This window comes from Vibrio sonorensis (assembly GCF_001854765.1).
In the GTDB taxonomy this organism is placed as follows: Bacteria; Pseudomonadota; Gammaproteobacteria; order Enterobacterales; family Vibrionaceae; genus Vibrio; species Vibrio sonorensis.
The window spans coordinates 61,269-74,446 of sequence record NZ_LJJE01000103.1; the positions used below are offsets into that span (position 1 = coordinate 61,269).

Consider the following 13,178-nt stretch of genomic DNA (forward strand, 5'->3'; position numbering starts at 1 on the left):
TCATTGTACAGAAGCAAACGGCAGGCAGCCGAATCGAGTAAGCAGGAGAAACGCGATGGCATTATGGGGCGGAAGATTTACCCAAGCAGCAGACACCAGATTTAAAGACTTTAATGACTCATTGCGCTTTGATTACCGATTGGCTGAACAAGATATCGTTGGCTCTATTGCATGGTCAAAAGCTCTTTTATCTGTTGATGTAATCAGTGAAGAAGAGCAACAGAAACTTGAGTTAGCTTTGAATGAAATCAAGCTGCAAGTGATGGAAGATCCTCATCAGATATTGCACTCGGATGCGGAAGATATTCACTCGTGGGTAGAGCAACAACTGATTGGTAAAGTGGGCGATTTAGGCAAAAAGCTTCACACGGGCCGCTCGCGTAACGATCAAGTGGCGACCGATCTCAAGCTATGGTGTCGTCAGCAAGGTCAGCAGCTTTTGATTGCCCTTGACCGTCTTCAATCGCAAATGGTTTCCGTTGCGGCAGAACATCAAGCAACGGTACTTCCGGGTTATACCCACTTACAACGTGCACAGCCTGTTACGTTTGCTCACTGGTGTTTGGCTTATGTTGAAATGTTTGAGCGTGACTACTCGCGTTTGAACGACGCTATTACTCGTTTAGATACTTGTCCACTGGGTTCGGGTGCGCTTGCGGGTACGGCTTATCCGATTGACCGTGAAAAACTAGCGCACAATTTAGGTTTTCACAGCGCAACTCGCAACTCGCTAGACTCTGTTTCTGATCGCGACCACGTGATGGAACTGATGTCAGTGGCATCGATTTCTATGCTTCACTTGTCGCGTCTGGCAGAAGACATGATTTTCTACAACTCAGGTGAATCAAACTTCATCGAACTGGCGGATACCGTAACTTCTGGTTCTTCACTAATGCCTCAGAAGAAAAACCCAGATGCGCTAGAACTGATTCGTGGTAAAACGGGTCGTGTTTACGGTTCTATGGCTGGCATGATGATGACAGTAAAAGCTTTGCCTCTTGCGTACAACAAAGATATGCAGGAAGACAAAGAAGGTTTGTTTGACGCGCTTGATACATGGAATGACTGTATGGAGATGGCGGCCCTCTGCTTTGACGGTATTAAAGTAAACGGTGAGCGTACACTTGAAGCGGCAAAACAGGGTTATGCTAACGCGACTGAACTGGCTGACTACCTTGTTGCTAAGAACATTCCGTTCCGCGAAGCTCACCATATTGTTGGTGTAGCGGTTGTAGGTGCAATTGAAAAAGGGTGTGCTTTAGAAGAGTTATCCATTGGAGAACTCAAAGCGTTTTCTCCAGTGATCGAGCAAGATGTGTATGACATTCTCACCATTGAATCTTGTTTAGAAAAACGAAGTGCCCTTGGTGGCGTTTCTCCAAATCAAGTAGCATTTGCGGTTGAAGAAGCTAGCAATCGCTTAGCGCAGAGAAATACTTCAACGGTTAAAGTGCGCCCTGCGCGTTTAACGGATATCGAGGCGTTAGAAGGAATGGTGACCTATTGGGCGAGTTTAGGTGATAATTTGCCGCGTTCGCGCAATGAGTTAGTGAGAGATATTGGTTCGTTTGCCATCGCTGAGAACAATGGCGAAGTGACGGGTTGTGCTTCTCTTTATGTCTACGATTCCGGTTTGGCAGAGATACGTTCACTCGGTGTGGAAGCAGGCTGGCAAGGGCAAGGACAAGGTACCGCGTTAGTGAAGCACCTTATCGATAAAGCGAAACAGATGGCGATTAAGAACGTTTTTGTATTGACCCGCACTCCGGAGTTCTTTATGAAGCAAGATTTCTTGCCAACGTCGAAATCTCTATTGCCTGAAAAAGTGCTAAAAGATTGCGATCAGTGTCCTCGAATTCACGCTTGTGATGAAGTTGCGCTGCAAATTAATCTTGATGAGCAACTTTTAACAAAAACTAATGTTGCTTAATTTTCTATCTATTCAATAGCTTAGGTTTATGTTGAAGAAATGATCAAAAAAGATCGAAAAAATTTGGAACTTCTGGAAAGAGCTTAGGTCCTATTAATACCACTGCTTTTTCTTAGAAGAATCTAAGAGAGCCCCAAACCGGATTTGGTTTTGGGGCTTTTTTGTATCTGTTGTTTTTTTAAAACATTTTTACGGTGTAGCAGGGCTAAGTTAACGGCTGGTTGAAGTGATGGTTACAGCAGGGAAAGCCATAGCTGTTATTTGCCCGATTGGCCGTTGTGGCGAGCTCGCCAAGGAAGGATCACAAACTTCATCCAAAGATGAAGAAAGAGCAATCCGTTAAATAAGAAACCACCAACTATCAGGGCGATAGATTCGATACTGGTAGGATCCTCTTGAAACCAGATAAACCACACGACCCAGCAAGCCACCGATAAAACAGTGAGCTGATCCATACAGCGCTGGCAGCGTCCTATCTTGCGCCAGAACCAGTTTTCTTCACAGCCTTGTCGACAGTCTTGGCTTCGCATTTTGATCTCCTTTGATCCTGACAACATTATATGCGGGTGGATCCAAGTGTAAATACGAATGCGGTTTGCCAAAGCCAAAACCCAACTAAAAAAGCGACAGCCCATTGTCTGTCGCTTTACTTAATCCCGATTTTTAGAACTTGGTTGCTGGATAGAATAAGCTATCCAAGGCGAAAGCAGCGCAGAACGTGAAGACGCTTTATCGCTAGCACCCCGGACCGCAATCTAGGCAGTGTTTGATCATTTCTGGGCCTAAGTGAAGTTTTGCGTTTAGGTCGCGTAGTGCGGTTCTCACACCCTCTTCGATCACGGGATGATAGAAAGGCATATCTAACATTTCAGACACCGTCATTTTGTTTTGGTGTGCCCAAGCGAGCAAGTGTGCAAGGTGTTCTGCATTGGGGCCGATCAATTCGGCACCGAGGAAGCGTCCAGTACCTTGTTCACCATATACATGTAGAATCCCCTTATTGCGCAACATCACACGTGAGCGTCCTTGGTTTTCAAAAGAAACCTCACCGGTGGCAAAACAGCCACAATTTCCCAAGCGCTGTTCTAGCTGACGATAAGTTTCACCCACCATTGCGATTTGAGGATCGGAGAATACGGCCGAAATAGCGCTGCGGCGAAGGCCTGCGCGAATGCCTGGATATCGCCCTGCGTTATCTCCTGCGATTCTACCCTGATCCGCAGCTTCGTGAAGCAATGGGATCTGGTTGCTCGCATCACCAGCGATAAAAATGTTGTCTGCAGAGGTTTGCAAAGTGTAGTGGTCCGCTACTGGCACACCTCTTTCATCTAGATTTACCGAGGTCTTTTCGATATCTAGTTTGTCGACATTTGGACGGCGGCCTGTTGCAGCGAGTACATAATCAACCACAAAGCTTTCTAGTTGTCCGTCGTGGTTAATAAACTGAACTTCAACTTTATCTTGGCCTTCAATACGCTTCATGCTTTCCACTTTGACGTCTGCGTCTAAGTAAAACTCTTCTTTGAAGGCTTTATCTGCATAGGCCATGACTTCTGGATCGGTGAGCGGACCGACTTGTCCACCAAGTCCAAACAACTTAACTTTTACACCTAATCGGTGTAGCGCTTGACCGAGTTCGAGTCCGATAACTCCTGGGCCAAAAACAGCAACCGCTTCTGGAAGATCACTCCAATCAAAAACGTCGTCATTGATCACTAGGCGATCACCCAGCTCATTCCAAACCACTGGATAAGCAGGGCGAGACCCCGTTGCAATTACAACTCGCTTTGCGTGGACGCGAGTGTGGTCGTCAACTTGCAGAGTATGGTCATCTAAGAACTTGGCATAGCCTATTAGTTTGTCTTCAGCTGGTATTTCATCAACGCCTTCAAGAACAAAACCCACAAACCTGTCGCGCTCGCGTTTTACACGATCCATGACTTCACGGCCATTAATCACGATTTCACCTTGAGGGTGAACGCCAAAGCCCGGCGCTTTTTCGATTTGGTGGACACTCTCAGCAGCGGCAATAAGCAGTTTAGAGGGCATGCAACCCACACGCGCACATGTTGTGCCGAATGGACCACCTTCGATCATTACTACTTCAGAGGTATGTGCTTTTGCGGCTCGGTAAGCACCTAACCCTGCTGTTCCACCACCAATAATGGCCACATCAACATTCAACTGTTTCATTATTTATTCTCACTGTATTGGCGCTGGTAGTCACCAGCATCAAGAATTGATAACTCTTTGATAATAATAAAGGGACCCCTGCCCAGAGACTAAGTAGGGGCCCCGATTACTGATCTAAGCCGTTCTAACCTAGGAAGGATTCTAGTTCTTCACTGCCACCGATGTGTTTGCCGCCGATGAATACTTGAGGAACTGTAGTGCGTCCGGTGATGGCGCGCAGGCTTACTGTCGTTGCATCTTTACCTAAAATCACTTCTTCATACTGAAGACCTTTATCAATCAAATTTTGTTTCGCCTTGGCGCAGAATGGACAGCCAGGTTTTGTGAATACCGTGATGGATTCTTGTGTCTTGTAGTCAGGTGCGACATGTTTAAGCATAGTGTCTGCATCCGATACCTTGAACGGGTCACCTGGCTCATTTGGTTCGATAAACATTTTCTCTACCACGCCATTTTTAACCAGCATGGAGTAGCGCCAAGAACGCTTGCCAAAACCTAGGTCGTTTTTCTCCACTAACATACCCATGCCTTCGGTAAACTCACCATTGCCGTCAGGAATAAAGGTAATGTTTTCCGCCTCTTGGTCGTTTTTCCACGCATTCATTACAAAAGTGTCGTTGACCGATACACATAAGATTTCATCTACGCCGTGCTCTTTAAACACTGGGAAAAGCTCGTTGTAGCGAGGCAGGTGGCTTGAAGAGCAAGTTGGGGTAAATGCACCCGGCAAGCTAAAGACAATAACGGTTTTGTCTTTGAACAGCTCGTCGGTGGTTACGTTTACCCATGCATCGCCTTGGCGAGTTGGGAAAGTAACTTGTGGTACGTTTTGACCTTCTTTCGATGCAAACATAATGGATTCCTTAAAATTGATGATGTCTGGGTTCAGTGGCGACGTTCTGTTTTTACGTCTTGCCTGTTTCGATGGAGTTATTATTCAAAAAAATCTTTGATAGCTCTAATCGTTTGATGCTATGGTTTTGATAGATGTTTTCTATCGAGAGTCAGTCATGAATATCAGAGACTTTGAATATCTTGTTGCATTAGCAGAGCACCAACACTTTCGAAAAGCGGCTGAGGCCTGTTTTGTCAGTCAGCCAACTTTGAGCGGTCAGATACGAAAGCTTGAAGACGAGCTCGGTACAGCCCTACTAGAGCGTAGTAGTCGCAGAGTGTTATTTACAGAATCTGGCTTACAATTGGTCGACCAAGCTAAGCGTATTCTTACAGAAGTGAAATTGTTTAAGGATATGGCGAGCGTCAAGGCGGATCTATGGTCGGGCCAATGCACATTGGCTTTATACCTACTGTAGGCCCGTATTTGCTGCCAAAGATTGTTCCAGCATTAAAAGAGCAGTTTCCCGATCTAGAGCTCTTTTTACACGAGGCGCAAACTCATCAATTGGTGCGACAACTAGAGGAAGGAAAACTGGATTGCTTGGTGTTGGCTTCGGTGGCAGAAACGGCGCCTTTCAAGGAGATCGAAGTTTACAATGAACCCCTTAGTGTTGCGGTGCCGTGTGACCATGAATGGGCACACTTAGAGCAAATTGATATGTTGGAGCTCAACGGTAAAACAGTACTTGCTTTGGGTGATGGCCACTGCCTAAGAGATCAAGCTTTGGGGTTCTGCTTTGCGGCTGGAGCCAAAGACGATGAACGATTTAAAGCAACCAGCTTAGAGACACTAAGAAACATGGTAGCAGCGGGAGCGGGTATTACACTTCTGCCTCAACTATCTCTTCCTTCTGAGAAAGAAAAAGACGGAGTTTGTTACATCAAAGCAATCAATCCCGAGCCTTCACGTAGCCTAGTACTCGCTTATCGCCCAGGCTCACCGTTGAGAGAGAGGTTTGAGCAGTTGGCTAAAGCAATTCAAGCTCAGTTAGGGTAGATATCGGAAACAAAAAAGGTTGGCTTATGCCAACCTTTTTTACTACTAAGCGGTGTTAGAAGAGTTCGTCTTCACTGCTGTAAACGCTGTCGGTGATTTCATCGGAGACAAACTCAGTCGGTTCAGTGCCTGCAACAAAGTACTCGAACATAGAGCTGGCATCAAATTTGTTGGTAAGTAACCCAGAGTCTCGGTCGATACGTGCTCTGACAATCTGGGGCGGAACGACTTTGCTCTGCACCTCAGTATCTTTAAGAGCGACTTCCATAAACTCTATCCAAGCTGGCTGCGCAGTTTTCGCGCCGGACTCTGCGCCGGTGATCTGTCCCTTACCCAGATTCGAGTTGGTTACAGTGCGTCCAAGCTTGCGGTTGTGATCGTCAAAACCAACCCAAGCGATGGCTACCATGCCAGGACCATAACCGTTGTACCAAGTGTCTTTCGAGTCGTTAGTTGTACCTGTTTTACCTCCGACATCACGGCGTTTGAGCTCTTGAGCTCGCCACCCAGTGCCATTCCAGCCGGTTCCGTCTCGCCAGTTACCGCCACCCCAGATGTTGCTATACATCATTTCACGCATGAGGAATGCGGTTTGTTCACTGATAACCTGTGGTGCATAGTTAGGTGCATCATTATCTACGTCTACTTCGGTCAGCACAGGTTCTGCAAGTTCGCTGTTGTCGGTTGTCGTTTCACCTTGTTGCCCAAGGGTTGGTGATTGTGGGCAGTTCTCGCGACAAATCGACATTGGAGAGGCTTCAAACTCTAAGTCGCCAAATGGCCCTTCAACTCGGCTGATATAAAAAGGTTCAACATAGTAACCGCCGTTAGCGAACACCGAGTAACCCTGAGCCATTTTGACTGGAGTTAAGCTACCCGCACCCAGAGCGATTGTCTCTGAACGAGGAAGCTGATCAAGCTCAAAACCAAAACGAGTAAGGTACTGGCGAGTTTCATCTAAGCCGACCTGACGTAGAACGCGCACCGCCATTACGTTCTTCGATTGTGCTAAACCAATTCTCAAACGAGTAGGGCCAGTGTAGGTAGGTGGCGAGTTTTTTGGTCTCCAAGCCGTTCCCTGACTGCGATCCCATTGGTTGATTGGCGCATCGTTGATAAGGCTTGCCAACGTCAGCCCATTATCTAGTGCAGCTGCATAGATGAAAGGTTTAATACTAGAACCTACCTGACGGACCGATTGGGTTGCGCGGTTGAACTTGTTATGAACAAAGTTAAAGCCACCGACAAGAGACAGTACGGCGCCATTCTCTGGATTCATCGATACGAATGCCGTATTCGCGTTAGGAACCTGAGCAAGGTGCCAAGCGGTGATTGGTTCACCCTCTTCTTGAGGAATGGTATTCAAGGTGACCCAGATTTGCTGGCCAACTTCCACTATTTCCTCTGCGCGTTTTGGCGCTTTACCTTGTTTTTCATCGGTGATGTAAGGACGAGCCCACTTTAAACCATCCCATTCGATACTTTGCTCACCGTGGCTTTTTACCACTACTTCAGCGCGTTTATCATCAACTTTTGTCACGATAGCTGGGCGCAACTTGCCATAGGTGGGAGCGCGACTTAGGACTTTGTTCATTTCCTCACTGGTTAGAGGAGTGTCACCTTGCTTCCAAAGTACTTTTTCTTCCCCGCGATAGCCATGACGTTGGTCGTAAGCGATAAGGTTGTTGATAGCGGCATCATTGGCGGCTTTTTGCAATTTGGAATCGACAGTGGTGTAGATGTTCATGCCGGAAGTATATGCTTCTTCTTCGCCGTAGCGTTCTACCATCCAAGCTCGGGCGAGTTCGGCAACGTAAGGTGCCCTTAGCTCAATTTCAGCTCCGTGGTAACGAGCCACGATGGCTTCGTTGCGCGCGTCTTCAAATTCTTGTTGGGTAATGTATTTTTCATCCAACATACGGCGCAGAACCACGTTGCGTCGATTGGTCGCACGTTCTAGCGAGTAGATTGGGTTCATTGTCGATGGGGCTTTAGGCATACCTGCAAGAGTTGCGATTTCACTCAAGGTTAGGTCAGCAAGGTCTTTACCAAAGTAGACACGCGCCGCAGCGCCAAATCCGTAGGAGCGGTAACCAAGAAAGATCTTGTTAACGTAAAGCTCCATTATTTCTGGTTTAGTCAGCAGTTGTTCTATGTGGATAGCGATAAAAATCTCTTTGATTTTACGCATAATTTTCTTCTCGTTAGTCAAGAAGAAGTTACGAGCCAACTGCTGAGTAATGGTACTCGCTCCTTGTTTTGCCGTTCCCGACATGGCGACCACGACGGCTGCACGAGTAATACCGATAGGGTCGATACCTGGGTGGTCGTAAAAGCGGCTGTCTTCGGTAGCGATAAGTGCATCGATTAAATGCTGAGGAATATCATCGTAAGCGACTGGAATACGGCGTTTTTCACCAAACTGAGAAATGAGTTTTCCATCTTGACTGAAAACTTGCATCGGCGTTTGCAGTTTAACATCTTTCAGGGTCGCCACGTCCGGTAGCTCTGGTTTGACGTAGAAGTAAAAACCGATAATGGTCCCCACTCCAAGCACGCCGCAAACTAATACAAATATAAACAATCGCTTTATGAACTTCACCGGAGAATCCCTGATTCGTTATCGGCTGCTATAGGCAACCTGTTGTTCTTTACGTTAAAAACTGAGCCCTATGATATTGCTGTGCTCGCAAAACCACCAATTCTAACTTTCAAACCTACTTAATGGAATGAAAACATGGGGATATTCGGAATAACTGGGCTTGATATCGGCCACCATACTATCAAGCAGCAGTGCTAAAGGCCAATGGTAAAACCACTACCATACAGGACTATAGACAATATGAGACAGAAAAGTGCATTTTCGCCGATAGTTGGGCGGTCAATTATCAGAAAATTGTAAATAATCTAAAACAACTTAGAAAGGACTTGCCTCGCTTCAGTCGGCGAGTTGCGGTTTCGATTCCAGATGAGTGGGTAATATATCAGCTTATTCAAACCGATAGTCTGTTTGAGGGATTAGAAAAGCAGGCAGAACTCGCCCACGAGTTGACTCAACTTACACATATCCCTCACGACCAGTTGTCGCTGGACTTCATCGTCAATAAAAATGATCTGGCGATTAATAGCCTTTGTGAGCATCACTCTACGCTATGAGGCGTGACATTATTGAAAACTTGACGCTAGCCATGAAGCAAGCTGGTTTTGAGTTAGTTTCTATCAATACTTATTCCCATGCACTGGCGGCCGTTTTTCATGAGATGCAGCCTAACTACTTGCTATACCATCTTGCCGAGAGACCACTGCTGATTGAAATTCACGCTGACAGTAATGTGGTATCGACGCCAATTCCGATAGAGGTTGGATATCATCGAAACGGTGATGCTCAATTTGATCTCGATTGGATCTCTAAATTACCCATTGAACCTAAGTCAGCCAAAGTTCTACTGCTAAATCATCGCGGTTGCTATGAAATGAAATCAAATCAAACCCTGCAAAGAACGCCATTGATATACCCTCACTCCTTGGTTTGGAAAAATGAACCTAGAGAAGAAGATAAATGTCGTTATGCAGCCAGTGTTGGTATCGCGTTTTTAGCGCAAAGGTGGTTAACAAAGTATGGCTTATATTGACGTCAACCTATTACCTTGGCGGCAGCAACAGAGAAAACGCAGTAACTATCGGTTTGTTCTGTTTTGCATTGTTAGTTTTAGTGCATCTATTGCCCTAATAGCTGCGATTGATGGCGTTGCCAAACGCCTAGTGGAAGCAGAGAGTGAGTCTGTTGAACGACTAAAATTCCAGTTAGAAAACCTTCCCGTTATCAATGAAAGTATCGCGCTTGATTTACAGCGGGCCTCAAAAGCGCAAAGTGAATTAATTAAGGCTTGGCATAGCCGCCAGCAGCAAGTGTCCGCTATCTCAAGTGTTGATGTTGCAGAGTCTGATGGGTTGGCAATGACTCACTTACAGATTGGCGGTAACCAGCTCACATTAAAAGGTGAAGTAGAAAGCTTATCAAAGCTACAAGGTTTTGTTTCTGGTATTGAGGCCGACCCAAACTGGCAAAACAGTCGCATCAATAAGTTTCAAAAAGCCGCTTCTAAAAGCGCAGAGTTTATTATCAAAAGTGACTATTCAGATAGTGAAGGGGCACGGTGATTTTGGTGAATATGGCTCTATTGAATAAGGTCGAACATTTGGACCTAGCCAATCAGTTTCGAGCTCCAATACTGTTGGCGATCTTTATTATTCCCTTATTTTTGGGCTGGTGGTTTGCTGTCGCGCCTACTTATGAGAATTATCAGATTGAGCTACTGCGGAAAAACAAATTTCAACAACAGCTTGCGAGCCAAAAAGCTGAGCTTGAGAAAGGTTCTGCTCAGCGGAAAAAGCTATTGCAAGTTATGACGGATCTCTATCAACTTTTACCTACTGATTGGAGCGCAGCGACAAACCATCAATTGATTCGTCAGCTTGATCTATTGACTGTTAGGTTTGATGTCGCGATCAGACACTTCACTAAGGTTGAAGGCAACTCGATTAAAATTATGTTGGTGGGCACTTACTTTAACATTGGCGCTTTGCTCTCTGAGCTTCATAGGCAGAGTGTTCCAATAACTTTTGATAGCGTAGAGTGGGTACTTGTCAGTCAGCCTGCTGCTCTTTTTACCGCTACATTGACGCTCAAACCATTCACTTTGTTACTACCTAATGTTTCTCCAGACCGTCAGCAAAGTTCAATAGTACATTTCACACCTTCCACTGCCATTCTTCGAATGAAGAGCCAACTGGCACAATTTGTCCCCTCTGGTTCTCCACCGACTTTCACTTATTCTCCGTTGAGGGAAAGAAACGAATGTGTCCGTGAAGAAATCAAGCGACAGAAAGAGCTGAATAGCCGTTTTAAAGGGATTATCTATTCGCCGACCTTAAGTGCTCTACTTATCGATGAACATGGACAGGTTGAAGAAATAGCGATTGGAGAAGTTTACCGAGAGCTGGGGCTGGTTGTATCTAAATTAAAAAATGGGGCGATTTACGCTTATCTATCCGCTCGGGAATGTAAGTGGATCATGCAGGAAGGAGAGTCCGTTGAATAGGTTACTCATTATCACGTTTTATCTTTTAATGTCGCTTTTTCCCTCTCACAGTAGCCCAAAAGAAGAAGTGAGTTTACCGACGACTTCTTTTAGTTTTACTCAAATGCCTATTTATCAAGCACTCAAGGTCATTGCTGACAAAGGAGGTATAAACCTTGTTGTCAGCGAGCAAATAAAGGGTGACGTCACCTTAGAACTGAATCAAGTCTCTTGGCGGCAAGCACTGCATGCGGTACTGCACGCCAAAGGGCTCTCCTACTACCAACTGGAAAATATTATGTATATCGGTAAAGAGGGAAACGCTTCCGAGCAAATGATTACTGGTCGCCTAATTCGCGTTTTTCCCCTGTTGTTTTCTTCTGCCGACGAGATGGTAGAAGTGTTATCAAAAACCTTTGTACATGAAGCCAACCCGTCTTTTACTGTCCAAGTAGATAGCCACTCAAATTCCATTGTTGCACGTGGCAGTGAGGAAGAGTTAGACCAAGTGGCAACTCTGCTTAGCGTGCTCGATAAGCAGAAGCAACAAGTGGAGATAGAAGCTAGGATTGTCACTTTTTATCAAAGAGAGCATGAATCTTTGGGCGTGAACTGGAATTCCGTGTTCACAGGAGAGAACCTTTCTGCTGAGTTAAAGCTCTCTCCGTCTCAAGGTAGCGCCGGAGTTTTTAGTACAACAACCCAGCAAACAGATGAAGTCTCAACCTTGCTGAAACTGACGCAGTTAGGCTCTGATGTGCTGCTAGATTTAGAACTGGCTGCGCTTCAGTCGGAATCAAAGGCAAAGGTGATTTCTAGACCAAGACTCGTCACCGTAGACAAAACAACTGCGGTGATTGAGCAAGGAACCGAGATCCCTTATCAAGAATCAACCTCCGGAGGGGGAACGAGCATTGAGTTCAAAAAAGCGGTGCTCAGCTTAGAAGTCACGCCTTACGCATTGGGCGAACAACAACTTCTTATTAACTTGAGTGTTACTCAAGATCGGCCCGGAGAGGTGGTGCAAGCGGGGACAGGTCAGGCAGTTGCTATAAATACTCAAAGGGTGACCACCCAAGTTCAAGTTGCCAATGGCGAGACATTGGCCCTCGGCGGTATATACCAGAAAAGCCAAACAGACAGTGTATATGGTGTACCGTTGCTCGGCGAGATACCCGTGGTAGGTAGTTTGTTTCGTCAAACTCGAAATGAATGGGTAAATAGTGAGCTGGTTATTTTTATTACTCCGCGTTTAATTGCACCGTAAGTAACAGGACTTTGTCTTTGATTACGCGAAGATTATTTCTATTACGCACCTACCCATTCTCAATTGATCTAAAAATAAATTTGCAATGCAGGCACCTTATCTAGATAATTTCGGGTCTTATCACGAATTATCTGTGAGGAATAGGTGTCACAAGTGGCATAGACGCTGGTAGTAGACTCGGTGTAGCGCCGATCTAGCAAGGGCTTCAGAGAAATGAAGCAGCCAGACATGCTTGTGACGATGTCATTGAATTTAACGTTGTAAATTACTGCTAAACATGGCTGAGAAACGCAATATTTTCCTTGTTGGCCCTATGGGAGCCGGCAAAAGCACCATTGGACGACATCTTGCTCAACAACTTCATATGGAGTTTGTCGATTCTGACACGGTAATCGAAGAGCGCACTGGCGCAGATATCGCTTGGGTATTTGACGTAGAAGGTGAAGACGGTTTTCGCGCTCGCGAGGAAAAAGTGATCAACGACCTAACCGAAGAACAAGGTATCGTTCTAGCGACGGGTGGTGGATCAATCAAAAGCAAAGATAACCGCAATCGACTATCTGCACGCGGCATTGTTGTCTATTTAGAAACAACAATCGAAAAGCAGTTAGCGAGAACAAACCGTGATAAAAAACGTCCGCTTCTGCAAACTGATAACCCGCGAGATGTACTAGAAAACCTAGCTGGCGAACGCAACCCACTGTACGAAGAAATTGCGGACTACACTGTGCGTACAGACGATCAAAGTGCAAAAGTGGTAGCCAACCAGATCGTAAAAATGCTAGAAGAACGTTAATACGTTTAAATTCTAGT

The 13,178-nt window shown here is 45.7% G+C and carries 11 protein-coding genes and 1 pseudogene; 8 read left to right on the top strand and 4 right to left on the bottom strand.

Annotated elements, in window-relative coordinates; all coding sequences use genetic code 11:
* Window positions 1–55 precede the first annotated feature (55 nt).
* Window positions 56–1,930 carry an argininosuccinate lyase gene (argH, locus tag BLO31_RS19105; protein ID WP_070970568.1) on the top strand — a complete coding sequence of 625 codons (1,875 nt, stop codon included), beginning with the start codon at window positions 56–58 and terminating at the stop codon, window positions 1,928–1,930.
* 257 nt (window positions 1,931–2,187) lie between these two features.
* Here the strand turns inward: argH and BLO31_RS19110 are convergent, their stop codons facing one another.
* The 3 genes from BLO31_RS19110 to BLO31_RS19120 form a co-directional block, all read right to left on the bottom strand.
* Complete coding sequence (locus BLO31_RS19110) at window positions 2,188–2,460, bottom strand: DUF3624 domain-containing protein (RefSeq protein ID WP_070970649.1); 273 nt, start codon at window positions 2,458–2,460, stop codon at window positions 2,188–2,190.
* A gap of 205 nt (window positions 2,461–2,665) precedes the next feature.
* Window positions 2,666–4,123, bottom strand: a complete 1,458-nt coding sequence (locus BLO31_RS19115; protein ID WP_070970571.1) for a dihydrolipoyl dehydrogenase — start codon at window positions 4,121–4,123, stop codon at window positions 2,666–2,668.
* Between the two features lie 124 nt (window positions 4,124–4,247).
* A complete protein-coding gene (locus BLO31_RS19120; protein WP_070970575.1) occupies window positions 4,248–4,976 on the bottom strand; it encodes a redoxin family protein in 729 nt (242 codons plus the stop codon).
* 157 nt (window positions 4,977–5,133) lie between these two features.
* Between BLO31_RS19120 and oxyR the strand changes: the two are divergent.
* A pseudogene (oxyR, locus tag BLO31_RS19125) lies at window positions 5,134–6,017 on the top strand (DNA-binding transcriptional regulator OxyR).
* A 55-nt stretch (window positions 6,018–6,072) separates the two neighbouring features.
* Here the strand turns inward: oxyR and BLO31_RS19130 are convergent.
* Window positions 6,073–8,619 carry a penicillin-binding protein 1A gene (locus BLO31_RS19130; protein ID WP_070970578.1) on the bottom strand — a complete coding sequence of 849 codons (2,547 nt, stop codon included), beginning with the start codon at window positions 8,617–8,619 and terminating at the stop codon, window positions 6,073–6,075.
* A gap of 191 nt (window positions 8,620–8,810) precedes the next feature.
* Here BLO31_RS19130 and pilM point away from each other — a divergent pair, with 191 nt between their 5' ends.
* The 6 genes from pilM to aroK all read left to right on the top strand — a co-directional run bounded on the left by pilM (window position 8,811) and on the right by aroK (window position 13,161).
* Entirely contained in the window at window positions 8,811–9,173 is a 363-nt protein-coding gene (gene pilM / locus BLO31_RS19135) for a pilus assembly protein PilM (protein ID WP_070970581.1), read from the top strand.
* Window positions 9,170–9,649 carry a hypothetical protein gene (locus BLO31_RS19140; RefSeq protein ID WP_070970584.1) on the top strand — a complete coding sequence of 160 codons (480 nt, stop codon included), beginning with the start codon at window positions 9,170–9,172 and terminating at the stop codon, window positions 9,647–9,649. Before pilM ends, BLO31_RS19140 begins: the two co-directional genes overlap by 4 nt.
* The gene (locus BLO31_RS19145; protein WP_070970587.1) at window positions 9,636–10,178 is read left to right on the top strand and encodes a PilN domain-containing protein; all 543 of its coding nucleotides are present in this window, start codon (window positions 9,636–9,638) and stop codon (window positions 10,176–10,178) included. The genes BLO31_RS19140 and BLO31_RS19145 overlap by 14 nt, the downstream gene beginning before the upstream one ends.
* Before the next feature lie 11 nt (window positions 10,179–10,189).
* Window positions 10,190–11,119 carry a hypothetical protein gene (locus BLO31_RS19150; RefSeq protein ID WP_139159069.1) on the top strand — a complete coding sequence of 310 codons (930 nt, stop codon included), beginning with the start codon at window positions 10,190–10,192 and terminating at the stop codon, window positions 11,117–11,119.
* The gene (gene pilQ, locus BLO31_RS19155; protein WP_070970593.1) at window positions 11,112–12,365 is read left to right on the top strand and encodes a type IV pilus secretin PilQ; all 1,254 of its coding nucleotides are present in this window, start codon (window positions 11,112–11,114) and stop codon (window positions 12,363–12,365) included. Before BLO31_RS19150 ends, pilQ begins: the two co-directional genes overlap by 8 nt.
* A 277-nt stretch (window positions 12,366–12,642) precedes the next feature.
* Window positions 12,643–13,161, top strand: a complete 519-nt coding sequence (gene aroK, locus BLO31_RS19160; RefSeq protein ID WP_070970596.1) for a shikimate kinase AroK — start codon at window positions 12,643–12,645, stop codon at window positions 13,159–13,161.
* Window positions 13,162–13,178: the final 17 nt, after the last annotated feature.